Raw genomic sequence first — 25511 nt, forward strand, 5'->3', positions numbered from 1 at the left:
TTCGCGACGAAGAACATCAGCCGCGTTGTCGGCGGGCAAACTTTTTGCGGGCCGCTTCGATCTCGGCATAGTGCTTTTCCGCCCAGGTCCATACGCCGCAGAACGCTTCCCCCAGGCTGAAGCCAAGCGGAGTCAGTTCGTACTCGACACGCGGAGGCACTTCCGCGTAGACGGTTCGCTTCACCAGGCCATCGCATTCCATCTGCCGCAAAGTCTGCGTCAGCATCTTCTGACTGATGCCAGGTATCAGCCGGCTGAGCTCTTTGAAGCGGACGACACCGTTCTCGTCGAGAGCTTCCAAAATGAGCAGCGTCCACTTGTCCGCGACCCGTCCGATGATGTCGTTCACCAGCGCATTGACCTTAGGGTCTAGCTCGGACCAGGCCGGAGACGAAGATGTCGATGATTTTGTTTGCGACTTTTTCTCGGCCAATTCCATTACTCACTATTGGGTAAGTATCGCACTTTTCGGTGCCTTCTTTCTTTCGGTAACCGCCGCTTCTATCGTGACTGGAGAAGCCTGATTCTGTCAACCAAATTCAAGGAGTTCGCATGAAAACCAGCGGCAATACGATCTTGATCACCGGCGGAGGCACTGGCATTGGAAGGGGACTGGCCGAAGCATTCTACGAACGTGGCAACCAGGTGATCATCGCCGGCCGGCGGCAACAGCCGCTCGATGCCATGGTGGCCGATCACCCGGGCATGGCTGCTTATACGGTCGATGTCAACTCGCCGGAGTCGATCGAGCAACTTGTTTCCCAAGTGACCACCGAACACCCGGCCTTGAACGGGGTGATCAACAATTCTGGCATCATGCGTCCCGAAGACCTGACGGCCGAACCAGTCGATCTGGCGACCGCCGAGGCCACGATCACGACCAACTTGCTTGGGCCGATTCGGCTGACAGCGGCTCTCTTGCCGCACCTGAAGAAGCAAGCCGAGGCAACCGTCATGATGGTGACCTCGGGACTCGCCTTCACGCCACTCGCGCTTACGCCGACCTACAGTGCCACCAAGGCCGCGATTCATTCGTACACGATCTCGCTTCGTCAGCAACTGAAGCCAACTTCGGTTGAAGTCCTCGAGCTCGCGCCACCTTACGTGCAAACAACGCTGTTGGGCGAGCATCAGGCCAGCGATCCGAATGCGATGCCGCTCGCAGACTTCATTGCCGAGGTGATGCAGATTATCGAACATGGAGCGCCCGATGGCGAAATCCTCGTCGACCGCGTGATGCCGCTACGAACGTCCGAATCGAGTGGCAACTTCGCCGCGGTATTCCAGCAGATCAATTCCATACCGCACCATGATTAGCACCAATGTTGCGTTGACCAGGGAACTCGCCTAGGCTGATCCAACCTGGCGGTTTACTTCCTGTTCCCTGGTCGATGCAGCATGGCACCAGCGTCTACTGAGAATCCCTTCCAATCTCCGAAGGAAGCAACGCCGAAGTCACCGATGGCAGACGCGGGCGTTCGAATGACTCCTCGCTGGGTGTGGGCCTATATGGTCGGTGGGGTCCTGCTTTCGATTGCAGCCGATTACGAGACATTAGACTTTGCTCTCGACTTTAGTCCGCTTGCAGGGCTGATTTTTGTCAGCCGCGTTGTTCTTCTGGGAATCGCTGCTGGACTGGGACTGGCAGTTGGGCTGTTTGCCGCTGGAAAAAAGCAATTTGCTGCCTTACAGCCAGGTCACTGGCTTCTGCTCATATCGTTGCTTGATTCCTTGGCCAACTTCTTGACGGAAGGGGCCTTTCTTCTGGCCAATCTTGTCCCTGACATGACCAAGCAGACAGCGATTATCCTGTTGAACGTCCCCGATTTCCTGGCATACAGCCTGCAAGTCCTACTGGTCCTTTGGCTACTCAAGAGCACGCACGAAAGAGGCTATTGGAAGTGGTTTATCCTGCTGGTCTTATTGCAGATCGGCAGCCAACTCTTTTTCTCGGTCTTGCTATTCACGCCCAGCATCGCCAGTGATTTTTTCGTCACCGAGCCGACAAATCCGATCCATTGGCTGCTGCGACAGATCCATTCCAGTGATTACCTGATCGGTGCTGCTCTCGCTGTTCTTATGCTCGTCGGAATTGCCCGCGACACCTATTGGAGCGTCCCGCGCGATCGCTATCACTACCTGGGCCTTGTCATCCCAATCTGCCTCGCGTTACTTGTCCTGGCCGCTAACAATCTTGTTTAACCCTCGTCACTCTTCAGAATGGCGGCGAGTCCTTCGCGATAGCTGCCGTGCAACGGGTGAAACCCAAGTTCGTCGACGAGCTTCTGGTTGCTCATCTTTCGATCGGACTGGGCACGCCGGCCTGCGGGTGAATCGGGATTAGGCTCTTCGAATGTCGGCTCTGGTGCTTGGAGCAGGCGGGCCACTTCCCGGTAGTAATCGCGACGATCGACCGGCGTTCCGTCGCTGACGATATAAACCGGCGAGACAACCTCGGCATCGGCCGCCAATTGAATGGCCGCGACGCAGTCGTCGACATGGATCAAGTTCAAAGCACCGCCGCCTGGGGCTGGAATCGGTTTGCCGGCTTGAATGTCGGCCGAACGAGGAATCCGATCAGGGCCATAGATTCCGGCCATTCGCAAGATCACGCTTCGCTGCGACCAGACGGGATGGTTTCGCAAATAGCTCTCGGCTTCGACGAAGGCTTTGCCGCCTGGTCGAGCCGGATCGCAAGGCGTGCTCTCGTCGACCGTCTGTCCCTCGGCATCGCCATAGACACCAGTCGTGCTGACGAACACCAAGCGTCGCGTCGACTCGGGAAGAGTCTCCAGGACATTTTTCAGACCCTCGGCGTAAACTTGTTCGCGGGTTGCCTCTCCTTTCGGATCGAATCCAACGGCGAAAACCACCGTGTCAGCCTCTGGCAAGTGGCGCAAAGTTTCCGGCTTAGTGACATCAGCCAAAATAGGTAGCCAACCAGCGTTTTCAAACTGTCGGGCTCGCCCTTGCTGCCGAGTCGTTGCGAAAACCTTATCCCCCGCTAATTGCCATGCAGCCGCCAGCGGTCGACCTACATAGCCACATCCGACAACCATTCGCGTGCGTGTGGACATTTCGCCTAAACTCCTCCAGCTACGGGATGCTGGCAATCGCTAAATCGTGACAAATTCACCGCTTCTGACGTTTTTACCAATTCCAACAAGACCCTACCAAAGCCTTGCGGAGTTAACTACTATGGAGCTGTTATATTGTGAACGCAGCGCCCCACGAGACTTAGTGCCACCTCGGCTGCTGGTGACCAAGAGCGTGACAAGCTCTTGATCGGATTCCTAGAATAAGACCGAACCCCGATGCGTTTCCCGCGTATTCGAGGTTGTCAAATCAGAATCCAAAGGGCAAATCATGAATTATCGGAACACAACTTCTCTTTCTTTTGCTTCTGGCAGCCAGGTAGCTACCATCCGAAAATTCTCATTGGTTTGCGTTCTCGTTCTTTGCTTGCCGATCTTCGCAAGTGCTCAAGACAAGGCCACCCCTGAGATTCAGCGGACGGCCCACTTTTCAGAGATCCTGACGGGCGACGCTCCTCATAATGTCGCCGACCTGCGATCGATGGAGAGCCAGATCCAGCAAACGACCAAAAAAGGAATGAACGCCACCGTCGGCGTGATCGTCGGACCGGCTCAAGGTTCTGGCGTGATCGTCACCGAAGATGGCTTGATCCTGACAGCCGGCCACGTGATCGGCGAGCCTGGCCGCGATGTGACAGTTATTTTGAACGATGGACGTCGCGTCAAAGGAGTAACACTGGGGATGGACCGTAGCATCGACTCCGGTGCCATCCAGATTACCACGCCAGGCAAATATGCTCACCTGAATGTCCGTGCCACCGCGAACCTTCGCGAAGGGGAATGGGTACTGGTGATGGGACATGCTGGCGGGATTGTGAAAGATCGCCGCCCTGCCCTGCGAATTGGCCGCGTTCTGGCCAGCAGCCAAGATGTCATCGCCACCGATGCCACGCTGGTTGGCGGCGACAGCGGCGGACCTTTGCTCGATATTCAAGGCAACGTGATCGGGATTAACAGCCGCATCGGCAACCGCATCACGGCCAATCTTCACGTTCCTGCCTCGCAGTACCTCGAAAACATCGACCGACTGAAGAAGTCGGAGGTGTGGGGTCGCTTGGGCGGAACGCAACCATATTTGGGTGTACGTTGTGAACCTGACCGACAGGACGTTGTTGTCACACGCGTCACCCCGGATTCCCCGGCAGCTTTGGCGGGAATCCAAGAAGGAGATCAGATCTTACGATTCAACAGTCGTGCGATCAGTTCTTTCGATGATTTGAAGCTGATGGTGAATCAGTATTCTCCGGGCGATCGCGTAAAGGTACGGATACGGCGCGGCTCGGGCGACGTTATTACTCTTGAAGTTGAACTTGCAGACCGTCGCAAGTTGGACACGAACTAGAGGGAACACTAGCTTCGATATGGGCACGCACATGATATCAGTGCCCACCGTACCAATAGGCGACGAAACAACGGAGTGAGCACATGCCCCGGTTTCGTTTGAATTCCTTGCTGTCCTTGGCCATCGTAGCTCCCCTGGCGATCGCGGTTTTTGCCCCGACTCCAGTCAGCGCCCAGGTCTTTGAAAGTGACGGCATCGCGATGCGTTTCATGAAACGCGTCCACCAACGCAGCAGCAGTGAAGTCTTAGGAGCTTTTCACTCGGTGGTGCAAAACGTTCGGTCCGCCACGGTCGAACTGAAGCGTGATGGCAAACGGGTTGCCATGGGCGGGATCGTCGATTCGACCGGCCTGATCGTCACCAAAGGGAGCCTTGTCAATACATTCGGCGGCAAGACGCCTCTCGTGGCCGAACTGGCCAATGGCGACCAATACCTGGTGAACGAGATCGCCGCGGTCGACAAAGAAAACGACCTGGCCCTGGTTCGCATTGAAGCCCGCAACTTGCCGGTCATGGAACTGGCCAGCGGCAACAAGCCTGGCGTTGGCAGCCTTTTGGCAACCGCTGGACTCGGTGAAGAACCAGTCGCGATCGGCGTGTATGGCCTGACTCCGCATGCGGTTGAAATGAAGAACGCAATGCTTGGCGTGATGCTTTCGCGCGATCCTGGCCCGGCTCGGGTCGATATGGTCGTCGAGAAAAGTGCCGCCGCAACCGCAGGGATCCTGGCTCAAGACGTCATCCTGTCGATCAATGACCAACTTATCGATACCGGGACGCACTTGATTGAACTGGTGCGGACTTACGAGCCTGGCGATTCGCTGCGAGTCAAACTGAAGCGTTCCGAAGAAGAGATGAACCTGAACGTGATCCTGGGCGAATGGGTCGCTGGCCCGAACCAGGCCCGGCACGAGTTCCAAAACCATCTCGGTGGCGAACTTAGCCAACGGCGTAGCGGCTTCCCTTCGGTCTTCCAGCACGACAGCTATCTGCAGCCAGAACAGTGCGGTGGTCCGATCGTGAACCTCGACGGTCAGGTCGTCGGCCTGAACATCGCTCGAGCGGGTCGCGTGGCGACGTTTGCCATTCCGGCGGACGACTTGTCGCGAAGCGTGACCAAGATGCTGTCGGCCGCTGGGGCGACCAGCAAAGGGGAATACGTTCAGTCCCGCTTGAGTGCCAAGCCGGTGATCTCGGACGAACAGTTGGATCCGGGCGAAACTCGCTGGATTCCTCGCGAAACGTCGAACTAATCGGGTCTGCGGCCCTCGACTTCTTCCCCACCAGGGACCAAACGAGGTAAAATGGCTATTGGCCCCTTAGATGCCAGTAGCCTATCGGGCCGAGCCCAACTACCTTGGGGCAGATTCGCTCTGCTGGGCGAAGACGTTTTCCGCAGCACCCCCACGACTTGATCGACGTTTCCATGCAAGACAAGCTGAACGAACTCCGCGACACCCTTTCTGAACTGCAACGCGAACTGCGTGGTGTCGACCAACTGGACGACGAAACCAAGCGTCACCTCGAAGGTGTGATGGAGTCGATCAACGATGCTCTCCATCGTGAAGACACCGAAGCCCTGAGTCATCCATCGCTCCGCGAAACTCTTGCGCAGCGTAACGACCAGATCGAGGAAAGCAGCTACCCGAACCTGACGAAGGTGCTGACCAACCTGGCCGACATCCTCGGTAACAGCGGGCTGTAAGCGTTCGCGATCCGATAACAATCAAGGCTCGGCGACCTCAATATTGGCCGATGCCTTGATCGGTTCGACTCGTCACTTCGCACGCGAACCACTCTTGGGCAATCGCTTTGCCAATTGGCTCTCTGCCTGGGGGCGACATGAATCCCTTCTGGCTTCCCCTCACATGCGGCGATGGCATCCCAGTTGCGCCGTGCCTTGCGTCCGCACCGCATCGGCTCGACCAAATTTCTTAGATTTCTGAAATTTGTTCGAACCTCCATCGCGATCGACGGGTTTAATCATCATGTAGGCTGTGGGTACTTCACGGCCAGCGAACTGCCCTCCCCCAAGGCACTCCTCCTTTAATCCATTCGGAAAGCTCCATCCATGCACATGCTTCGTTCAGCATTAGGATCGCGCTGCGCGCATCCCTACCGTTTTGCGATGACGGGCACCTTGTTCTTCCTAGTCGCGATGACACTGACTGGCTGTGGATCGGCGATTGATACCGGCGGCCGGAAAGCAGTCACCGGCGATGTCACCTTGGATGGTGTGCCGATTGTTGAAGGTTCGATTCGCTTTGAACCGCAATCTGGAACCACGGCGACTGGTGCCATGATTGTCGATGGCAAATACGAGATCCCCGCCGACAAAGGCCTTCTGCCCGGCAGCTACCGCGTTTATATCAACGCCCTGGAACCGGTCGAAGACAATCGTTCGGCCGACGACATGATGAACAACCCAGGCCCGCCGCGGAAAGAACTGATTCCAGCGAAATACAACAAGAAGAGCGAGCTTACAGCAGACGTCTCGGAGCCTGGACCGAACAAGCTCGACTTCTTGATCACCCAATAGCGTTTTCATCGCATTGGCCCCTTAAACGCTACGATCGCTGTCGATGCATTCCACGGTTTTGGTTCCCCATCATTCCATCTCGTTTTCCCCAAGGAACAGTTCCATGTCCGTTTCTCTTCTGCCGGGTCGCCGCGGGTTCACGCTCGTTGAACTGCTCGTGGTGATCGCCATTATTGGCGTATTGATTGCCTTGCTGCTGCCGGCCGTGCAACAGGCTCGCGAGGCGGCTCGTCGTATCCAGTGCAGTGGCAACCTCAAACAACTGGGGCTGGCCATGCACAACTATCACGATGTGGTGAACTCGCTACCTATTGGCTACATCGGCGACACCACCGGAGATGGCTGGGTGAAAGGCGTTCTGCCCTACATCGAACAAAACGCGATGTACGATCAATGGACCGAAAGCCAGAACTACAACACCGGAACCAATCAGTCGAACGTCTGCCAGATCCGAATCGACCTGATGAGTTGCCCCAGCGATACCGAGACGCAGTGGTACAACAGCATTCCGCAGTACAACTATGCCGTGAACCTCGGCAACACGTCTTCGCTTCGCGTCACCCCGCTAAACGGCGTCACGTTCGCCTCGGGACCGTTCCACAACGAGAACAGTGCTTCGGGTACCTGCAAGACATATGGTCTGCGAGATGTTGTCGACGGGACCAGCAACACCTTGATGCTGATGGAAGTTCGCCAAGGTCTCGAGAGCCAGGACCTTCGCGGGCTGACCTGGTGGGGACCAGGTTCCGGCGTGACAGCCCATTACGCCCCAAACACCACTTCGCCAGACGCACTGAACAGCGGCTTCTGCAAGTCGAACCCGACGCGGGGCATGCCTTGTCAGGGTTACACGGCGATTGCCGATGCCAGCAATCCGTTGATCTTCTCGTCGCGAAGCCAACACCCAGGCGGCGTTCAAGTAGCACTGTGCGATGGCTCGGTCCGATTCATGCCGGAAACGATCGACATCACTGTCTGGCGTGGCCTCAGCACGATGCAGAATGGAGAAGTCATCACCGTTCCATAACGAATGCCATCGATTGTTGATGTTCAAAATAAGAAAGGAGTGCCTGCATTCGCGAGCACTCCTTTTTTGTTTCTTGGATCGCTTTCGATCGGATCTTAGTTCGCGAAAGGATTGTCGCTCGTCGATTCCGGCTTCGGCATGTCGTCGTTTTGTCGCAAGCGTTCCGCATAGTAGAAAAGCACTGCGTACGCAGCCGAGATCCACATGATCGAGAAAACTACGCCAACAAGACAAAGCAGCATACCCCCGATAAAAATCAAGATCGAGAGTAACATGATTACAAACAGCGTCAGCTCATGACCATTGGTCATATGCCAACTTTCCTTCAGGGAATCAAGCGTCGACAGTTTCCGATCGATTACTAGATACTCGACAAATGCAAATTTAATCGCCAGATAGATCCCAGGCACAACCAGTAGCAAAAAACCCAGCATGATGAGGATCACCTTCACGAATCCTGCCGCGACGGCGGGAATATAGTTCCGCTGAAACGCTGCAAATAGATCGCCCAATTCAAACTGCTGGCCGCGGGCCGGCAGCAAGAACACATAAGCAAGTCCGGTACTGACCGGAATACTGATGAAGATGGTATAGGCCGTGCCTAACAACAGCACACCAAGCGAGGGCTCGAAGCCTGCCGCATTAAACGCGTTGTCGAGGTAGTCGCCGACCGCTCGGATGACCATGGAAAGGATCGTCAACCCCAGCAGCAACCAGAAGTGCTCTCCCATCAGCTTTCCGCCTTGGGCGAAAGAATCGAGAGCGGTGCCATCGCACAGAAAACCAGGACCAACCTGAGCATTGGTCGTGGCCGTGCGAATCTCTGGGGCCATCGGCGAGGAGAATGGATTCGATTCGTTCGTTTCGTCATGACTCACAGAAGATACCTCTTGATTGCAGACCTCTCGATTCGCAGGCCCGCTAATGTAACCACGAGGTACCAGCGATTCAATTCCGTCGTCGACAGAAACTCGAATATGCTTCGTCGGCGACTACTTGCCGCCGAGTGACATCAAGTGCGAATAGGTTCGCAGGTACATTACCCCGTCCGAGATCGAAGGAGTCGACTCGCTTCCTTCGCCGAGTGACGTTTCGCCCAAAACTTCCAGATTGGTGTCGGCCGAAACGACGACGAGGCTTCCTTCTTCCGAGATGCAGAAGAGGCGATCCCCGACCAAGACCGGCGAACCGTAATAGTTGCCGCCGATTCGCTTCTGCCCCAGCACCTTGCCGGTGGCGGCATCCAGACAGCTCACGATTCCCTTGTCGTACCAGACAAACAGTTTGCCTTCGTACGCCACAGGGGTCGGCACATAGCTTGCCTGGCGAGCCATTTTCCAAACTAGCTTTGGCTCACCACCATTCGGATCGACGGCGCTTATTGTATTACCGCCACCGCCAGAACCGCTGGAGCCCAGCACCAGGTTGCCGGCCACCACTGGGGACGAGACGCTTCGCATGTTGAAGACTTTTTCGCTCCAAAGCTGCTTGCCGGTTTCAGGATCGTGCCCTGCGATGCCATGAGCACTGCTGTTGCAGATCAGCATCTTCTGGCCATCTTTCCCTTCGTACAGGCAAGGAACCGAGTACGCCGCCACGTCGCTTTCTCGTTCGACTTCCCAAACGCGTTCGCCCGTCTTGCGATCGAAGGCGACCAGTCGACTTTTGCCGATCGGACGACCACGCAGCTTGCCCTCATCGCCGAGTTGCATCAGCGAAATGATGACCTTGTCGTCCAGCACGATCGGCGAAGTCCCGAAGCCATGCTGACTGACCCAAGGGCCGAGATCGATTCGCCACGAGGTTTCGCCATCGTGGTTCAATGCCATCAAGATTGTTTGTTCGTCGTCGGCCCAGGCCACATACAAATGCATATCGTCGACAGCGGGCGAACAGGACGCATAGCTGCTCTTGGAATGGAGATGGCTTGCCCCTGCGGCGAACTCTTTTTGCCAAATCGTTTTGCCGGTCTGGGCATCGAGACACAGCACGTATCGCAGCCCGCTATCGGGATCGGCGCTCATCAGAAAGACGCGATTTCCCCAAATGCTTGGCGACGAGTGCCCCAGGCCTGGCAGCTTCACCTTCCAATTGAAATCTGACGGCTGCGGAGCGGAAGGAATATCGGCCGCCGGAGCGATGCCACTGCCATTGGGCCCACGGAAGCGGGTCCACTGCTGAGCAGAGAGCGAGGAAGTAGTGACAGCCAATACCAAAGCGGCAAGCAGGAGGCGACTTGTCGACATAGATTCGATTCCGAACGGAAAAGGCGGGAGCTGGGGAAGGGACGTTCGCCCTTGATGGTAATCGGTTTTGGGTCGACTTTCCACGCCGAAAGCGGGGCCTACCAAAAGAACCAGCGGCCAACTGCCAATTTCAGCCGAATCGCCTAGCGAGAATCGAGCTTCGCGATCCACTGGACCACCCGCTGGTCCATCCAGCGACGATCCGGAGCAAGGCTCTTCGGTGCGATGAAGCCAAGATGGCCACCGCCGCGCGTGATTTCGAGTTCCACGCTACTCGAGCGTGGGTTGCGCGAAAAGATCTCGACCGGCACGACACTGTCGTCGTCGGCCGTCAGAATGAGACCTGGGAATTGAATCTTCGGCAGCACCGAGGCGGAACTGGCGGTCTTATAGTAGTGATCGGCCGATTCGAATCCACACTGCGGCGCGGTGAAGACCGTATCAAAATCGACGATTCGACCTGGCTTCTGCTGGAAACGAAAGCCGCCGTAGAAGTCTTTGTCATTGGCGATCCGGCCTTCGACCATTCGCACCAGACGACGCGAGAAGTCCCAGTCGTATAGCCGATTGAAACCACGCGAGATGTTCTGGCAGCAATAAGCCAGATCGATCGGCGGAGCCACCGCCATCACACTGTCGACGCCTCCCATCCGGGAATTGCCGATTTCGCCCGCAAGCTTCAGCACGATGTTCGCCCCCATGCTGAACCCGCACAGGGTCATCGGCGAGCCCATGCACAAGGCGCTGATGGCCTCGACACACTGGGCGATGTCTTCCGAGCAGCCGGCGTGAAATGGTCGCTTCGCCAGATGCTCACCGGCACCGCATCCACGGAGATCGACGCGGAAAGTTCGGATCCCCAGCGAATTGAGCTTATGGGCGATTCGCACCAGGTAACCACTGCTGTGGCAGCCACCCAGACCATGAATCAGCAAGACAGTTCGCCGACCCGGCTTCCAGGTTTTGGGACAATCGTCATGCAACACGATCTGATCACCGTCTTCAAACAGCACAAAATGCTGCCGAGCTGCGTAACCAATATCGTGTCCATGCCAGTACGCACCGAGGATCGTCTGCGCATGAGAATTGCGCAACAATGGATGAGGTCGGAACGGCCTCACCGAGGTCAGTATATAAGAAGATCTGGCCAGCATTTTTCAGCCGCAGGGTTTTACCCTGCCATCCATGCATTTCGTTTTACTAGCGCTGAATTTGGTACTCTTCGATCTTTCGATAGAGTGTCGCCCGGCTTGTTCCCAATAATTTTACGGCTTCCGGGATGTTCCCTCCAGTTCTGGAGAGGGCTTCTTCTATCAGTTTCTTTTCCCAGAAGTCAAACCTTAACGACTCGGGCTCGCTTAGACCAGCATCGCGAAGACCTAAATCGTGCGGCTGGATCGACTCGCCATCGGCCAAAACCACACTGCTGTCGATCACATTCCGCAACTGGCGAACGTTGCCTGGCCAGTTGTAGTCGGCAAGCTTGCTCTTCGCCCCATCGGACAGGGTCAATAATGGCCGACCATGCGACTTGCGGAAGTGTTCGAGAAAGTGGTCAGCCAGAAGAAGAATATCGGTCCCCCGTTCCCGTAACGGAGGAATGTATAGCTCAAATACGCTCAAACGATAATAGAGATCTTCCCGAAACCGTTTCTCGCGAACGAATTCCGCCAAATCTCGGTTAGTCGCCGCGATCACTCGAACGTCAACACTGACTTCCTTAGTCGCCCCCAAAGGCAAAAATGGGTGCCCTTCCAAGATCCGCAGCAGTTTGGCCTGACCATCGAGGGTTAATTCGCCCACTTCGTCGAGAAACAAAGTTCCCGTATCGGCTTGTTGGAAAAAGCCAATATGATCCGCGTCGGCCCCAGTGAACGCTCCCTTCTTGTGGCCAAACAGCTGACTCTCGATCAGGTTCTCTGGCAATGCGGCGCAGTTCACACTGAGCATTGGCCGATCGGCCCGGTTCGAAGCTTTGTGCAGCGCTCGGGCCACCAGTTCCTTACCGCTACCACTTTCGCCCCGGACGAGAACACAGCCGCCAGCCTTCGATATGCGAGCAATTTTCTGCTTTAGTTCGCCCAAGGCTGGGCTTTCGCCGATAAGCTCGTCAAATGCGGCCGATTTATCGACCAGTTGCTGGTAGCTGGCCTGCAGTTGGGTCACTTTCCAGGCCCTCAGCAAGGCAATCGTCAGAATGTTGCCAACCGAGATCGCGAAGTCGAGCTCGTTATGCCAGAACCGCTCGCGTTCGCGGTAGAGGTGCAACGCCCCAAATGTCTTCTTGTTATGAATCAGCGGAACGCAGATCGCGTCGGCAAAATGTGTCAATTTTTTGCTGGTTTCGCCAGGGGCTTCGTTGGCGATCCAGACGGCATTCCCCTTCTTGGTCACCACTTCGGTCAATGCTTCGCTGAGCGGAGCTGGCCCCTCGGTATCCTCTGGGTAGATTCGTTTCGCCTTTAGCTTGCCGTCGTCGCTCAGCCATAAAAATCCGACTACGACCGCCTTGGTCTGCTCTTTTACCATTTCCAAAGTGACTTGGACGATGGTATTTGGGTCGTCTTCGCCCAACAAACGGATGGCGAACTGGTGTAGCAGCAACAACCGCTGAGCCTGCTGATAGTCCTTCAGTTCTTTCAGGGCAATCAGATTGGTGTCTTGCGGATTGACCGGCATGTTGCGGACGATGGTCTGCGTGATGCTGGGGGGCAATTCATCGTGCGATGTGGGGGGCTGGGCACTATGGTTAAAGGTAAACTCAGTGTCCCCAACTTTTAATCGCGATCCATCTTTCAGTTCGGCCTCTTGGACCGGCTGGTCGTTCAGATAGCTGCCGTTGCGGCTTTCTCGGTCCTGAACGTACCACTTTCCGGTCTTGAAATAGACGGCTGCGTGGACCCGCGAGCAGAGGGGATCGGTTAGCGTGACATCACACTCCAGCCCTCGTCCGATGAGGTTGTCGCGCGAGGCCTCTAGGGGAAAGTTCTTTCCCGGACCGTTGCCCGAAATCATCTTAAGGTAGCTATAAATCGCCATCAGCTTGGCCGAGACTTCCCCGTATTACCCCACTTACGGTATGTGACCGTGGAGTTTGCGACTAAACTTTGCACCTGACTTATCTTACGGAATTTACGCTTCAACCTGCCAGTCGGGTCACGAAAAACGGTAGGGAAAAGCCAGGAATTGATCCGTAAACCAGCCAACTTTTGTGGGTTGTTGGACGTATCGATAGAAGATTGTCGATCCTAGAGGGTAGCCAGCATTCACCTTGAGTGGAGTTGCCCAGACCGATACGATAGTGGATACCCTTCCTGCATACCCCCAAATCTGCTAATCGCTCAAACTACGCTCACGTCTTGCGATAAGGAAATATCATGGCAAACGTTCGACGGAATTGGACACACTTGCGCCATCCCGCGTTCTTCCTATTTACCGTAATTGCTACATTTGCCGCACTGGTCGCAGCCTCCTTGGCTCCCAAGGACGCGCCTGCTCAAGGGCCGCTAGCAGGTCAGAACCGGCACCTGCCAGAACGTCACATCTCGCGGATGGTTTCGCGACTGCTCCTTCGCGATCATCTCTCGAACATGCCGCTGGACGATACGATCTCGCAGCGTGCCTTCGACAAGTTCCTGAAATTCTGGGATCCGCTGAAGTTGTACTTCACCCAGCAGGACGTCGCTGAATTCGCCGTGAACCGTAACTTGCTGGACGACCAGATCCGTAGCGGCAACACCGAGTTCGCCCACAAAGTCTACGATCGCTTCATCCAACGTACCTTGCAGCGTGTCGAAACGATCGACAAGTTGCTGGCCGAACATGACTTCAACTTCGACGAAGAGGAAGTGTTCGTGACCGATGGCGATAAAGTCGATTACCCAGCCAACGACGCCGAAGCGACCGATCGCTGGCGTAAACGTCTGAAGTACGACCTGTTGTCGCAAATGGCTGATGGCAAGACCTTGGAAGAAGCCAAGGAACGAATCGGCAAGCGTTATCACAGCTACGCTCGTCGAATCGCTCAGACCAGCGAAGACGAACTGTTGGAAGTCTACCTGACTTCGATCACTTCGTCGTACGATCCGCACACCACCTACATGTCGCCAGGCACCCTGGAGAACTTCAACATCCAGATGCGATTGAACCTGGAAGGCATCGGGGCTGCCCTGCTGTCGGAAGATGGCTACTGCAAGGTCTCGAAGGTCATCCCAGGTGGTGCGGCTGACAAGCACGGCAAAAAGAACGCCGAAGAAAAGCTGGAACCAGAAGACGTGATCGTCAGCGTGGGCCAAGGCACCGATGGTGAAATGGTCGACGTGGTCGATATGAAGCTGAACGACGTGGTCGATCTGATTCGCGGTAAGGCCAACTCGATTGTTCGCCTGGGCGTGAAGAAGAAGGGTAAAGGCGAAACCAAGATCTACAACATCACCCGCGCCAAGGTCGCCCTGACCGACAGCGAAGCTCGTGGTGAAGTGATCGACGCCACCACGCCAGATGGTCGCAAGATGAAGATCGGCTGGATCGACCTGCCATCGTTCTACTTGGACATGGAAGCCGCTCGCTCAGGCAACCCGAACGTCAAGCGAAGCACGATCGACGTGGCTCGCCTGCTGGCTGACTTCCGCACCAAGGGTGTTGAAGCGGTTGTGCTCGACCTGCGACGCAACGGTGGTGGTAGCCTCACCGAAGCGATCGACCTGACCGGTTTGTTCATCGACGAAGGTCCGGTTGTTCAGGTCAAAGATGCCGAGAACAACGTCCATCCTTACAAGGACATCAACCGCGGCATGCTGTGGGATGGCCCACTGGTCGTTTTGACCAGCAAGATGAGTGCTAGTGCCAGCGAAATTCTGGCCGGTGCCATCCAGGACTACGGTCGTGGTATCGTTGTCGGTGACGAACAAACCCACGGTAAGGGTACCGTTCAAACGCTGCTCGATCTGGGTCGCGAAGAACTGATGGGTGCCAACCCGGTCAATCCTCCATCGCTGGGTGCGTTGAAGATCACGCTGCAGAAGTTCTATCGCCCTAGCGGCAAGAGCACGCAGCTCAAGGGTGTTGAAGCCGACGTCCCACTGCCAGCGTTGACCGCCAACATGGACATCGCCGAAGGTGACCTCGATTACCCGGTTCCGTTCGATACGGTCCGCACGACCGAGTTCCCCAAGAGCAATGCCAACGCGGCTCCGATCGTGACCGAACTGAATCGCCTGTCGCAGCAGCGTGTGCAGTCTTCCGAAGACTTCGCCAAGCTGAATAAGATGATTGGCACCTACCTGGAACAGAAAGACAAGAAACAGGTCGATCTGAACCAGAAGAAGTTCATGGCGGAATACGAAGCCCTGAGCGAACGCGAAAAGGAAATCGAAAGCCTCGTGAACTCCGAGGATAAAGACCCGAACGAGATCGTCGATCGCGATTACTACTTCGACGAAGTCATTCGGATCACCGAAGACTACGTCAAGCTGCTCGAGCAGCAGAAGGTCGCCGCGAACAACTAGGTTCGCCCGACGATCGCCATCTCTCGAAACGCGAAAAGGCCCTGGTAACTCAGGGCCTTTTTTCATGCGCGTGTTATGCGATCTTCTTTTTGGCGGACACCGGAAAATTCCTTTCGGCGATCGCCTATTCATTTGGTAAACTTTGGCCACCTCCTTCGCGCCGTCCTGGCCCCCTTCCTGCGACTACCTTCCTGAATTGTTGACCGGGAGCGATCCTTGAGCCCACCCAAGCCCGTTGTCCTTTGTTTCATGGCCCATCCTGACGACGCCGAGATCTTGTGCGGGGGCGCTCTGATTCGCCTTGCATCGCTGGGCTGGGAGGTGCACATCGCGACTTCGGCCAATGGCGACTGCGGCTCCGATAAGCTTCCCCCCGAAGAAATCGCCGCGATTCGCCTTCAGGAAGGAATCGATGCGGCCACGCTGATCGGCGGCACCTATCACTCGCTGGCCGAACCGGACGTAAATGTGGTCTTCAGCCAAGAGACCAACCGCAAAGCAATCGACCTCTTTCGCCAGATCGGCCCGCACCTGGTCATCACGCACCCGCGCGAAGACTATATGCTCGATCACGAACAAACGCATCTTTTGGCTCGCAGCGCCGCGTTCAGCTTTCCGATTCCGAACGCTTCGACACTGCCCTTGCCGGCCGATGCCCATATTCCGCACCTCTACTACGCCGATCCGATCGAAGGCAAGAATCCGTACACCGGCGAGGTGGTCACACCAACGGTGACAATCGATGTGTCGGAGGTGATTGAGACCAAAGCCGAGATGCTGGCCTGCCATGCTTCGCAGCGTGATTGGTTACGAGCCCATCACGGCATGGACGAATACATCGACGCCATGAAGCGGCATTCCGCCGAACGTGGCGAGCTGATCCATAAGCCCTACGCCGAGTCGTTTCGGCAACATCGCGGACATGCGTTTCCGCAGAACGACTTGCTCGCAGAACTTCTCCCCTGATGGCGCCTCCACTGACAACCTCCCTCCTCCAGACGCAAGGAATCGACGATGGCCCGACCGATTAGCAAAGTGGCACCGCAGTGGTGGGACTACACAACGCTGGACGAACACCTGTTGGCCGACGCCGCCAAACTGACTGCTGATGACCTGCTACAGCTCTCGCGTCCCGGCTTCGAGGTTCGCATTTTCGATACGCTGGAAGAGCTTTACTGCGCCGAAGCCCTGGAATACATCGAAGCCTGGCAGCAGAGCACGCCTGACAATCCTTGCGGCATCTGTGGTCCGATTGGCCCGACCGAACAGTTGCCGCTTGTCGCTCGAATGGTCAACGCCCTGGGGCTCGACCTCAAGAAGCACGACGCTCATTTCTGGGGCATGGACGAATGGGTCGATGCGAACGACATTCCAGTCGCGGTCGACTTTCCTTTGTCATTCGCCAAAGCCGACAAAGACCTTTGCTTTGACCGTATCGATTCCAAGCTGGCGATTCCGGAAGCGAATCTGCACTTCCCAACCGGTGACCTCGATGCGTACTCCAACTCTTACGACGACATCCGCTGCGTCGTGATGCAAGGAGGCCAGGGCGAAGTCAAACACTGGGCCTTCAACGACCCACCCAAACGCGAAGGAGAATACGTCGACGCTCCGCCGCCGCCAGAAGTTTACCGAGCCCTCGGGACGCGCGTGACCGACTTGCATCCGATGACCGTCATTCAAAACGCTCGTACGAGCGGTGGCGGCTACGTACCAATGGTCCCAACTCGGGCCTGCACGGTCGGACCGAAAGAAACCTGGAAAGCAGAACGCGTTTCGATCTGGCACCCAGGGCATCACGATAATCCGTTCGGCATTCGGCTGTCCGCCTTGATGATCAGCAAAGGGATCGCCGACACCAGCGTTCCGATGTCACTGCTGGCCGATCACCCGAGCGTTACGTTCAGTTACTATCGTGGTGGCATCGGTGTAGTTGAAACGGAAATGCACTAAAGCACTTCGGTCCACCAACAAAGGTTGAGCAATCATCGCGACCTCTGCGATGGTTGCTCATGCCAATTGAACCTGACTTCGAATCAGTCCAACTCTTTGTCGACAAGCGTTCATGGAAATCAGCAACCCAAGCCCCGAAACCGACTCCAATGACGAGCAGCATTTGAGGATGCTGTCGATCTTTTATTACGTGATGGCGGCGTTCGACGTTCTGGGCTTGATCGTGTTGGGAATTCAGTTGCTGTTCGTCTTCGCATTTACTTCGGGAGGACCGCAGCCGGAAGCGATGCGTCCCTTTGGCGCGGTCTTCATGCTCTTCATCCTGGTACTGATGGGCATCAACCTGGTCATGATCGTCGGCAATTTACTGATTGCGATGCTGCTTCCCAAACGCCGGAACTACACCGCTTGCATGGTGGTAGCTGGTGCCACCTGTCTAATGTTTCCCCTGGGAACGGTCCTGGGCGTCTTTACCATTCTGGTTTTAATGCGACCGAGTGTGCAGCAATCGTTCGACCACGGTTATTAACCGCAACACTCGCAAACCGAGCCAATCACCGGTTTTATCCGTAGATAAGCCGCATTCGCATTGTCGCGCCCGGCATCTGTTGCCCAAAATGGCATGAGAGTTGCACCTTCGCAACTTACAACAATCACATGCCGTAACGAGGATGCGGACCATGGGGGTGATCAGCGACTTTAAGAAGTTTGCGCTGCGGGGAAACTTGATGGACATGGCCGTCGGCTTCACGGTTGGCGCCGCGTTTACATCGGTCGCCAAAAGCCTGGTGAGCGATGTCATCATGCCTCCCCTAGGCTACCTGCTGGGCAGCAGCGATTTCTCCGACTTGTTCATTGTGTTGAACCAAAAAGATCCGGATCAAACGATCACGACGCTGGCCCAGGCCCAAGCCGCTGGTCTGACGACGATCAACTACGGACTGTTCATCAACAATATCATCTCGTTTTTGCTCGTCGCCTTCGCCATGTTTCTGCTCATCCGCATGGTGAACCAGCTCGATAAGAGGCTGGAAGACACATTCGGTGGCCAGAAGCCGGAACCTGGCGACCCCGAAAACAAGAAGTGTCCTTATTGCTTGTCGACGATTCCTTACCGGGCAACGCGTTGTGCTCATTGCACAGCCGAGCTTCCGGCACTGGAACCAGGGCAAGGCGCGGCAACCTAACAACCATGTCACCCGTTTTTGAGTTTAACATAGGACCATGGCACCCATTAAGATTTTCAACACGACACCGGCAACGTATGGGCAAGACTACGAACGCGGCTGGATCGGCTTTAACCATGCCGGCAGTTGGTTCTCGAAGGGTATTGCCCAGGTTCAACAGTGGAAACAGATTTCCGACGTCACGGTTTCGCACGTCTTTGTGGTAACCGGCGAAGACGAATGCGTCGAAGCGGCCTATCCTAAGGGAGTTGTCCGTTCGAAGTTGAGCGTCGAGTACTGGCCCAAGGAAGACCGCTACGTTATCTTCCGCAAGCCTAAGGGTTTGACTCCGGAAGTCGCCGATCGAATCGCCGAGACAGCGGAAAAACAACTCGGGACCGACTTCGACTATACCACCACGGCCAACCTGGCGATGCAGAAGAACTTCTTCGGCTGGATCGTCAATTGGCTGACCTCGGAAGAAGCGAACCGGGCGGTCGATTCACTCATTGAAGATGACAGCCGCTGGCTCTGCAGCGCACTGGGTGCATACTGTTTGAAGTCGCAGCCAGAGTATGACGGCACCGGTGTTCTCGAACAGCAGCCAGGCATGATCACGCCTCAGGAACTATTCGAGTCGGACGACCTGTTCGAACCGGTTGCCCGCACCGACGGTAGTATCGCGCCGGTCCGCGTCAACTAAAGAGCGATCATGAACGATATCTGGATAACGTCCGCCATCATGACGGTCGTGCTGATTGGGTTTGCAGCAGGAATAAGGATCCTCGTTCGCAAGCTGCTCAGCGGGACCTACAAGGCGGGCGAAATCGTCGATCCTTATCGTCCCCGCAACTTCTCGCTGCCGGACCCGCTGCGGGTGGAGTTCGCTGGCGAGAAGTCAACAACGCTGCGTGGAAGATTCTGGCAAGGGTCCAGTGACAAAGCGATTGTCGTCGTGCATGGTATCGATGGCCCTTCGCTCGAAATGATGCCGCACGTATCGTACTTATTCCGCGCTGGTTATAGCGTGCTGCTGTACGACAACCGTGGGCGTGGTGATAGCGAAGGGGGATTTTCGACCCTCGGCTTTCTCGAGTGGCGCGACGTGCTACATGCCGTCGATTGGATTCGCCGCCAGCCAGGAGTCGACCCGCGACTGGTCGGACTGCATGGACTTTCGCTCGGCGCCGCGTGCGTAATTATGGCTGCCGCGAAAGATCGCGATATCCGTGGTGTGCTGGCCGAAAGTCCCTTCGTCTCCATGACCATCATGCTAGGACATGTCGCGAACAAGCTGACCCGCGTTCCTCGCAAGCTGATTGGGGGTTTTCTACGGACCATCGTCGACTGGTCGCTCGGTACGAGACTGCGTCTGGTGGAACCTCGCACGGCGGTCAAACAGATCTCGCCTCGGCCGATCTTCATTATCGATGCGGAGGAAGATCAGCTTTTCCCAGAGAACACCTCGCAAACCGTTTACGATACGGCAGGACCTCCCAAGACATTTTGGAAAGTAAGCGGGGCATCTCACGCGAACTGTTGGCATACCCGTCCTGAAGAGTACGAACAGCGCGCGATCGAGTTTTGGGAGGAAGTCTTTCAGGGCGATCTGGCCGCTGGCAGCGACGAAGATGCCGAAACGCAACACGAAGCGATCTCCGCCGAAGAAGACGCCACCAAGCGGCATTCCCTGAAAAGCTACTCTTCCGAATGAATCGCCTGACGGGTTCGCTCGGGGTCTTTCGCCATTCGAAGCCGCCACAGAAGTTCTTCGATCGTGACCGAGCGGACTTCATCTCCCAGCTTCTCTTGAGACCAATGCGCGACGACATGCCCACGCCGGGCTCCTCGTCGTTCGGCACCTTGCTGCCGCACTTCTTCCTCCTCTGGCTGGTCGGCATTACGAAACCACGACCACGCATGAACGATTGTCCAAGCGAGCTGATCTTCGGGCTTGGTTGCGGCCGTCAGATCGCGACGAACCATCGCCGCGACTTCGCTGGGTGAACCGGTGTTGGGCCGATTGCTTTGTGCCCACAAGGCATAGCGGCAAGTCATCACCGGCAGTTGGCTGCCCTGGCCGTTGTCGACCCAGAATACTCTTCCCTCGCCTCCTTCGTAGGGCGAGTACTCGATCGCGATCATCCCGACCAGGTCTGGCATGCGTCTGGCCAACGTTTGATAGGCACGCTGTGCCTTTTCGCTATCGATATCCCAGACCAGCAGACTCAGCACACGGGTATCGGTCGCCTTCATCCAGGCCGCCAGTCGGATGGCGTATTGATCGAGTAGATCTGCTTCGTCGCGTCGTCGTCCGAAGCAATCCGGAAAGATGTATCCGCCGCCGAACTCGACCAGCGAGACATTCCGTTTTCGTGTTCGAGCGAGGTAGTCGGCAACCACCGGCGCCGCTTGAGCGAGCGGAATCGTCGGGGTCGTCCAGGAAAACGGCAACCAGCCATGGGTCGGGTCGTCCCAGAACTCACGACGCGAGGTCTCGGTGAGATCGCCGAGTGCCCATTGAACGTTGTCGCCGTCGCTCATCACCATCGCATGGCATGGCCCCTGCCACGACCAATCGATCTTCGCAGGATCGATGCCCCCGACCTGCGGCAGTTTTTGTTCGTCGTAGGCAACCGACAGTAGAGGAATCCCATGGGCCCAGTCCGAGACCGTCAGGACGTGACCATATTCCGAGAACTGACGAACCTGGGCACCTTCGTCTCCGGCATTCCAGCCAAGCACACTGCTAAGGGGCTTCAGCCAACTTAAGATCTGTGGAACAGGCTTCGCCTGACCATGGATAACCAGACAGCGATGGGCAATGGAAAGCTCGCGCATGAACGGCTTGCGCGGGTCCTGAGCCAGAATCAAACTTCGATTGAATTGATCGCGATACGTTTCAAAGCACTCCGCCAACGAAATCTGCCGGGCATCGGCGAGCTTCTCGAAGCCGAGCTCGCGGACTTGTTCTTCCAAGCTTTCGTCAACCAGAATCGCTCCTAACACACCGCATAGCGCCGTGGCGACGTTGACCGATTCGTCGGACTTGTCGCGGACCTGGTGCTCGGCTCCTTCGGACCGATCGAGCCGCATCAAGACGTAGCCCTTCACCAGATTTCGCTGCTGACAGCGAGCCAACAACTTCCACACATCGAGCTGCCCTTGGTCGACGATGCCAGTCCGCTCGATCGTTTCTCGATACCAACGCCGGTAAGCCGGATGATTGGTTTCGATCCAGATCAGCTCGTCCGATCGTCCTTCGTTGACGGCCTGAGCGGCAAGCCCCGAAAGCGATTGCAGCAACATTGAAAGAGCCCCGAAGGTTCCTTGCGATTGCTGGCCATCTTCGCCATGCACCACCGGCAGGTCTTCGATCGGAGTGGTGCGAATAACGGAGGCCGGCCTCTTTTGAATTGGCCACCAGCGGACCAGGGCATCGTCGCCAGATGATGCCGCAGCCACTTCCGCTTCGGCGATCGAATCGAAAAACGGCAAGCTGCCGAAAGCGAGCAGAGATGCCAGGAAGTGGCGACGATCGATCGCGGGAATCGACTGCATAGAACTCACAAGGTCGAGAACAAAGTCAGAGGAAGCCTGGTCTTCGGCTGAAAGTGCCGATTGCAAGCATGAATCACCAGCTCCCTAGTTTACTTTGCAGACGACTGAACGATCAGGGAGCCTGATACAGATTTGCGATAGAAAGATTTCGGCCGACTAAGCGGTGGGTTCGGCCGAACGGCTGTCGAGAGCTTCCGCAATGATCATGTCGGCCAGTTCGCGCGTCATCCGCTTGGTATCGCGGTTCTGGGTCACGTGCCGGGTCACGTACGCCCCTTCAATGATCAGGCAGAGCTTTCGCGAAAGGTCCTCTGGCTGCTCAACGCCACAGTTCCGAGCCAACTGCGTGATGAACACCTCGACGGTCATCTTGTTACGGGCGGCGGCCTGAAAGACCGGTTCTTGCGGCAAAGGGAACTCCATGGCGGCACGAACAAAGAAACAGCCATGAAATTTTTCGTCGTCGAGGAACATATCGACGAGATCGAAAATCGAGCGAAGTTGCCCTTCCGGTGTCGGACCACCTCGCTCCCAGACGACCTTCTGGCACATCGAATAAAGCCAGTCCCCTTTTTCGTCGAGCGCGGCTAACAAGAGGTCGTCTTTCGACTCGAAGTGTTTATAAAACGCGGTCTTACTGATACCTACGTCGGTCAGAATCTGGTCGATACCGACATTGCGAAAGCCATCGCGATAGAAGCGGTTACTCGCGGCCTCGATCAAGCGGTCCCGAGTTGGCACTTTGACCATAATTTCCCCCTTAGCACTTTTGCCCGACTCATAGGTGTACCACGAGTCAACCAGAAGTGTACCAGAAGTAAACGCGATGAATCCCCTCCTTCCCCGATAATGTCGTGTCTTGGCACTGGCCGCCGAGATGAACCAACAACCACTCGCTCATTCGACTAAACGAAAAGGCATCCGATCATGGCACGAACATTCACCTTCCTTTACGCGATCCTTGGCTACTTGGGCTTCCTGGCAATTGCCGCGTACTTCATGGCGTTTCTCGCAGGCATCCTGGTTCCCGTGACCATCGATACACCTTCGAGCCTTCCTCTGGCCGGCGCGATCGCTATCGACGTTGCCCTGATCTTGTTGTTTGCTGGTCAACATTCGATCATGGCGAGGCCAGGATTTAAGCAGATGTGGACAAAGATTGTCCCAGCACCGATGGAGCGAGCCACCTACGTTTTCGCTTCGATCGTGGTGTTGGCGATTGTTATGGGCTGCTGGCAAGGGATCGACATCGTGATCTGGGAAGTCCAGAACCCAGCGATGCGGACCTTGCTATGGGCGTTGTACCTGATCGGTTTCACGATGGTGCCGGTCGTCACCTTGATGATCAATCACTTCGATCTGTTCGGACTGCGTCAGGCCTGGCTGCACATGAAAGAACGCGAATACAGCCCGCTGCCATTTTGTACTCCCCTGCTCTACAGCATCGTTCGTCACCCGCTGTACCTGGCTTGGACGGCAGCCTTCTGGTTCACGCCGACAATGACCGCTGGCCACTTGTTGTTTGCCGTCGGCATGACCGCCTACATGGGCCTGGCCGCGATTGTCGAAGAACGTGACCTGGTCGAGTTCCATGGCGACGACTACCGCGAGTATCAACAGACCGTGCCGATGTTCATCCCGCGCCTTTTCGGTCGCAAGCCAGGCAAGGAAACGCTGGTTGCCTAACCACCTTGGTGAAAGACGATCCGCGGAACTATGATGAACCGCTGGCGGACCTGTGTGTCTTAGCCAGCGGTTCTTTCTTTTGTCACCCTGCGATTGCCCTTCATGATCGAATACAACATCGAGCCGGATCTTTCAGTCGACGAGTACCTGGATGTGCTTCTACGTTCCACCCTGGCTGAACGTCGTCCTGCCAACGATCGTGAGAAGCTGAGCAAGATGGTCGCCAATGCCGACATCCTGGTGACTGCCCGCAGCGAAGGCCGATTGATAGGAATCGCACGCAGCATGTCCGACTTTGCCCATGCAACGTACCTGGCCGATCTGGCGGTGGATGAAGCATTCCAGAAGCAGGGCATCGGCAAAGAGTTAATCTCGCGAACCCATGAAGCAGCCGGCAAGCATACGATTCTGCTTCTGTTGGCAGCACCGAAGGCGGCCAGCTATTACCCGCACATTGGTATGGAAAAGCACGACTCGTGCTGGATCATTCCGCGCAGCTAAGAGTCAAAGCGGCAACGATCAAGTCAGCGGGATCTCGAGTCCGTCGTAGGCGAGTTCCATCCCTTCGGGCAACCAATGATTGGTTCGCTCGTGTTCCAGTCGGCAAGAGATATGGGTGAAGTAGGTTTGCTTCGCCCCGATCTTCTGCGCCGCTTCCACCGCCTCTTCGACCGAGAAGTGAGTCGGATGCGGGTCTGGCCGCAGGGCATCGAGTACCAAGACGTCGAGCCCCTGCAACTTCTCCCAGCTTTCATCCGGGATCTTGTTGGTGTCGGTGCAATAGGCAACGTTACCAACGCGAAAGCCGAGCACCTCGAACTTGGGCCCATGCTGCAGGCGAATCGGAATGATCTCGCTGCCAAGGGCTTCGAATGGAGTCGTCCCGATCTCTCGCATGTCGAGCGCCGGCCGCGACCCGATATGGGTTTGGACCTCGTTGCTGAAGGCGTAGTCGTACACCTTACGAATCTTGGCGTCGACGTTCGGTTCGCAATAGATAGGAACCGCGTGCCCCAAATAGAACTGAAAGAGCCGCACGTCATCAAGACCGAACAAGTGATCGGCGTGGCTGTGCGTAAATGCCACGGCATGGATGATGCCAATCCCGTTGTTCAAAAGCTGCGTCCGCAGATCTGGCGGCGTGTCGATCAGCAGGTTCCCCCCCGGCAGGCCAAATATCACGCTGCAGCGGAGGCGTTTGTTCTTGGGATTCGTGCTCTGACAGACATCGCATCCACAGCCAACCACTGGCACTCCCATCGAAGTTCCGGTCCCAAGAAACAGGAGCCGCCCAGCAATGTCGCGCGTGACAATATCTTTCTTGGGTGAACTGGGAGGAGGCGACTGGCTCATTCTAGGTCTTTCGGGTGGACGTTGGCTGGCCTGAGA

At 56.2% G+C, this 25511-nt stretch carries 25 protein-coding genes; 16 read left to right on the forward strand and 9 right to left on the reverse strand.

From position 1 onward, the window contains the following. Positions 1-16 precede the first annotated feature (16 nt). Positions 17-349 carry a winged helix-turn-helix transcriptional regulator gene (locus tag ABD890_RS06910; protein ID WP_345087218.1) on the reverse strand — a complete coding sequence of 111 codons (333 nt, stop codon included), beginning with the start codon at positions 347-349 and terminating at the stop codon, positions 17-19. A gap of 203 nt (positions 350-552) precedes the next feature. Here ABD890_RS06910 and ABD890_RS06915 point away from each other — a divergent pair, with 203 nt between their 5' ends. Continuing rightward, entirely contained in the window at positions 553-1317 is a 765-nt protein-coding gene (locus ABD890_RS06915; protein WP_345087220.1) for an SDR family oxidoreductase, read from the forward strand. Between the two features lie 144 nt (positions 1318-1461). Further along, a complete protein-coding gene (locus ABD890_RS06920; protein ID WP_345087222.1) occupies positions 1462-2202 on the forward strand; it encodes a hypothetical protein in 741 nt (246 codons plus the stop codon). On the opposite strand, the gene ABD890_RS06925 is transcribed toward ABD890_RS06920, so the two are convergent. After that, the gene (locus tag ABD890_RS06925; protein ID WP_345087224.1) at positions 2199-3077 is read right to left on the reverse strand and encodes an SDR family oxidoreductase; all 879 of its coding nucleotides are present in this window, start codon (positions 3075-3077) and stop codon (positions 2199-2201) included. The two genes, ABD890_RS06920 and ABD890_RS06925, sit on opposite strands and share 4 nt — an antisense overlap. Positions 3078-3438: 361 nt before the next feature. Here ABD890_RS06925 and ABD890_RS06930 point away from each other — a divergent pair, with 361 nt between their 5' ends. From ABD890_RS06930 to ABD890_RS06950, 5 genes are all read left to right on the forward strand, one after another. Continuing rightward, positions 3439-4437, forward strand: a complete 999-nt coding sequence (locus tag ABD890_RS06930; protein WP_345087226.1) for a S1C family serine protease — start codon at positions 3439-3441, stop codon at positions 4435-4437. 83 nt (positions 4438-4520) lie between these two features. Then, the gene (locus ABD890_RS06935) at positions 4521-5690 is read left to right on the forward strand and encodes a PDZ domain-containing protein (protein ID WP_345087227.1); all 1170 of its coding nucleotides are present in this window, start codon (positions 4521-4523) and stop codon (positions 5688-5690) included. Between the two features lie 173 nt (positions 5691-5863). Continuing rightward, positions 5864-6142 (forward strand): DUF4404 family protein, encoded by a 279-nt coding sequence (locus ABD890_RS06940; protein WP_345087229.1) that lies wholly within the window; start codon positions 5864-5866, stop codon positions 6140-6142. A 423-nt stretch (positions 6143-6565) separates the two neighbouring features. After that, the gene (locus ABD890_RS06945) at positions 6566-6976 is read left to right on the forward strand and encodes a hypothetical protein (protein WP_345087231.1); all 411 of its coding nucleotides are present in this window, start codon (positions 6566-6568) and stop codon (positions 6974-6976) included. A 103-nt stretch (positions 6977-7079) separates the two neighbouring features. Then, a complete protein-coding gene (locus ABD890_RS06950) occupies positions 7080-8003 on the forward strand; it encodes a DUF1559 family PulG-like putative transporter (RefSeq protein ID WP_345087233.1) in 924 nt (307 codons plus the stop codon). Between the two features lie 95 nt (positions 8004-8098). Here ABD890_RS06950 and ABD890_RS06955 read toward each other — a convergent pair whose 3' ends face one another. The 4 genes from ABD890_RS06955 to ABD890_RS06970 all read right to left on the reverse strand — a co-directional run bounded on the left by ABD890_RS06955 (position 8099) and on the right by ABD890_RS06970 (position 13288). Then, complete coding sequence (locus tag ABD890_RS06955) at positions 8099-8881, reverse strand: hypothetical protein (RefSeq protein WP_345087235.1); 783 nt, start codon at positions 8879-8881, stop codon at positions 8099-8101. Positions 8882-8995: 114 nt separating this feature from the next. Next, complete coding sequence (locus ABD890_RS06960) at positions 8996-10249, reverse strand: outer membrane protein assembly factor BamB family protein (RefSeq protein ID WP_345087237.1); 1254 nt, start codon at positions 10247-10249, stop codon at positions 8996-8998. A gap of 143 nt (positions 10250-10392) precedes the next feature. Continuing rightward, on the reverse strand, positions 10393-11346 hold the full coding sequence (locus ABD890_RS06965; RefSeq protein ID WP_345087239.1) for a YheT family hydrolase: 954 nt from the start codon (positions 11344-11346) through the stop codon (positions 10393-10395). Between the two features lie 103 nt (positions 11347-11449). Beyond that, positions 11450-13288, reverse strand: coding sequence for a sigma 54-interacting transcriptional regulator (locus ABD890_RS06970; RefSeq protein ID WP_345087242.1), 1839 nt, complete (start codon positions 13286-13288; stop codon positions 11450-11452). 338 nt (positions 13289-13626) lie between these two features. Between ABD890_RS06970 and ABD890_RS06975 the strand changes: the two genes are divergently transcribed. The 7 genes from ABD890_RS06975 (at position 13627) to ABD890_RS07005 (ending at position 20589) form a co-directional block, all read left to right on the forward strand. Then, entirely contained in the window at positions 13627-15756 is a 2130-nt protein-coding gene (locus ABD890_RS06975; protein WP_345087245.1) for a carboxy terminal-processing peptidase, read from the forward strand. A gap of 216 nt (positions 15757-15972) precedes the next feature. Further along, the gene (locus ABD890_RS06980; RefSeq protein ID WP_345087247.1) at positions 15973-16722 is read left to right on the forward strand and encodes a PIG-L deacetylase family protein; all 750 of its coding nucleotides are present in this window, start codon (positions 15973-15975) and stop codon (positions 16720-16722) included. A 48-nt stretch (positions 16723-16770) separates the two neighbouring features. Beyond that, positions 16771-17709 (forward strand): sugar phosphate isomerase family, encoded by a 939-nt coding sequence (locus tag ABD890_RS06985; RefSeq protein ID WP_345087249.1) that lies wholly within the window; start codon positions 16771-16773, stop codon positions 17707-17709. 112 nt (positions 17710-17821) lie between these two features. Further along, positions 17822-18238 (forward strand): hypothetical protein, encoded by a 417-nt coding sequence (locus ABD890_RS06990; RefSeq protein WP_345087251.1) that lies wholly within the window; start codon positions 17822-17824, stop codon positions 18236-18238. Positions 18239-18389: 151 nt separating this feature from the next. Next, a complete protein-coding gene (mscL, locus tag ABD890_RS06995) occupies positions 18390-18896 on the forward strand; it encodes a large conductance mechanosensitive channel protein MscL (RefSeq protein WP_345087253.1) in 507 nt (168 codons plus the stop codon). Between the two features lie 37 nt (positions 18897-18933). Beyond that, on the forward strand, positions 18934-19578 hold the full coding sequence (locus ABD890_RS07000; RefSeq protein WP_345087255.1) for a hypothetical protein: 645 nt from the start codon (positions 18934-18936) through the stop codon (positions 19576-19578). A 9-nt stretch (positions 19579-19587) separates the two neighbouring features. Then, positions 19588-20589, forward strand: coding sequence for an alpha/beta hydrolase (locus ABD890_RS07005; protein ID WP_345087257.1), 1002 nt, complete (start codon positions 19588-19590; stop codon positions 20587-20589). On the opposite strand, the gene ABD890_RS07010 is transcribed toward ABD890_RS07005, so the two are convergent. Both ABD890_RS07010 and ABD890_RS07015 read right to left on the reverse strand, forming a co-directional pair. Beyond that, the gene (locus tag ABD890_RS07010) at positions 20574-22436 is read right to left on the reverse strand and encodes a hypothetical protein (RefSeq protein ID WP_345087259.1); all 1863 of its coding nucleotides are present in this window, start codon (positions 22434-22436) and stop codon (positions 20574-20576) included. The two genes, ABD890_RS07005 and ABD890_RS07010, sit on opposite strands and share 16 nt — an antisense overlap. A gap of 156 nt (positions 22437-22592) precedes the next feature. Continuing rightward, positions 22593-23186 (reverse strand): TetR/AcrR family transcriptional regulator, encoded by a 594-nt coding sequence (locus tag ABD890_RS07015; protein ID WP_345087261.1) that lies wholly within the window; start codon positions 23184-23186, stop codon positions 22593-22595. Between the two features lie 177 nt (positions 23187-23363). Between ABD890_RS07015 and mddA the strand changes: the two genes are divergently transcribed. Together mddA and ABD890_RS07025 are read left to right on the forward strand one after the other, a co-directional pair. After that, the gene (gene mddA / locus ABD890_RS07020; RefSeq protein WP_345087263.1) at positions 23364-24122 is read left to right on the forward strand and encodes a methanethiol S-methyltransferase; all 759 of its coding nucleotides are present in this window, start codon (positions 23364-23366) and stop codon (positions 24120-24122) included. 102 nt (positions 24123-24224) lie between these two features. Further along, the gene (locus tag ABD890_RS07025; RefSeq protein ID WP_345087265.1) at positions 24225-24623 is read left to right on the forward strand and encodes a GNAT family N-acetyltransferase; all 399 of its coding nucleotides are present in this window, start codon (positions 24225-24227) and stop codon (positions 24621-24623) included. Between the two features lie 18 nt (positions 24624-24641). Here ABD890_RS07025 and ABD890_RS07030 read toward each other — a convergent pair whose 3' ends face one another. Further along, entirely contained in the window at positions 24642-25475 is an 834-nt protein-coding gene (locus ABD890_RS07030) for an MBL fold metallo-hydrolase (RefSeq protein WP_345087267.1), read from the reverse strand. Positions 25476-25511: the final 36 nt, after the last annotated feature.

It is taken from the genome of Bremerella cremea, assembly GCF_039541315.1.
GTDB lineage: Bacteria > Planctomycetota > Planctomycetia > Pirellulales > Pirellulaceae > Bremerella > Bremerella cremea.

Bases quoted from the DNA above. Each gene is read 5' to 3' on its own strand.
- ABD890_RS06950 (WP_345087233.1), top strand. From the start codon at position 7,080: ATGTCCGTTTCTCTTCTGCCGGGTCGCCGCGGGTTCACGCTCGTTGAA.
- ABD890_RS06915 (WP_345087220.1), top strand. From the start codon at position 553: ATGAAAACCAGCGGCAATACGATCTTGATCACCGGCGGAGGCACTGGC.
- ABD890_RS06970 (WP_345087242.1), bottom strand. From the start codon at position 13,288: ATGGCGATTTATAGCTACCTTAAGATGATTTCGGGCAACGGTCCGGGA.
- ABD890_RS07010 (WP_345087259.1), bottom strand. From the start codon at position 22,436: ATGCAGTCGATTCCCGCGATCGATCGTCGCCACTTCCTGGCATCTCTG.
- ABD890_RS07000 (WP_345087255.1), top strand. From the start codon at position 18,934: ATGGCACCCATTAAGATTTTCAACACGACACCGGCAACGTATGGGCAA.
- ABD890_RS06960 (WP_345087237.1), bottom strand. From the start codon at position 10,249: ATGTCGACAAGTCGCCTCCTGCTTGCCGCTTTGGTATTGGCTGTCACT.
- ABD890_RS06920 (WP_345087222.1), top strand. From the start codon at position 1,462: ATGGCAGACGCGGGCGTTCGAATGACTCCTCGCTGGGTGTGGGCCTAT.
- ABD890_RS07025 (WP_345087265.1), top strand. From the start codon at position 24,225: ATGATCGAATACAACATCGAGCCGGATCTTTCAGTCGACGAGTACCTG.
- ABD890_RS07015 (WP_345087261.1), bottom strand. From the start codon at position 23,186: ATGGTCAAAGTGCCAACTCGGGACCGCTTGATCGAGGCCGCGAGTAAC.
- ABD890_RS06985 (WP_345087249.1), top strand. From the start codon at position 16,771: ATGGCCCGACCGATTAGCAAAGTGGCACCGCAGTGGTGGGACTACACA.
- ABD890_RS06925 (WP_345087224.1), bottom strand. From the start codon at position 3,077: ATGTCCACACGCACGCGAATGGTTGTCGGATGTGGCTATGTAGGTCGA.
- mscL (WP_345087253.1), top strand. From the start codon at position 18,390: ATGGGGGTGATCAGCGACTTTAAGAAGTTTGCGCTGCGGGGAAACTTG.
- ABD890_RS06940 (WP_345087229.1), top strand. From the start codon at position 5,864: ATGCAAGACAAGCTGAACGAACTCCGCGACACCCTTTCTGAACTGCAA.
- ABD890_RS07030 (WP_345087267.1), bottom strand. From the start codon at position 25,475: ATGAGCCAGTCGCCTCCTCCCAGTTCACCCAAGAAAGATATTGTCACG.
- ABD890_RS07005 (WP_345087257.1), top strand. From the start codon at position 19,588: ATGAACGATATCTGGATAACGTCCGCCATCATGACGGTCGTGCTGATT.
- ABD890_RS06945 (WP_345087231.1), top strand. From the start codon at position 6,566: ATGACGGGCACCTTGTTCTTCCTAGTCGCGATGACACTGACTGGCTGT.
- ABD890_RS06975 (WP_345087245.1), top strand. From the start codon at position 13,627: ATGGCAAACGTTCGACGGAATTGGACACACTTGCGCCATCCCGCGTTC.
- ABD890_RS06935 (WP_345087227.1), top strand. From the start codon at position 4,521: ATGCCCCGGTTTCGTTTGAATTCCTTGCTGTCCTTGGCCATCGTAGCT.
- ABD890_RS06990 (WP_345087251.1), top strand. From the start codon at position 17,822: ATGGAAATCAGCAACCCAAGCCCCGAAACCGACTCCAATGACGAGCAG.
- mddA (WP_345087263.1), top strand. From the start codon at position 23,364: ATGGCACGAACATTCACCTTCCTTTACGCGATCCTTGGCTACTTGGGC.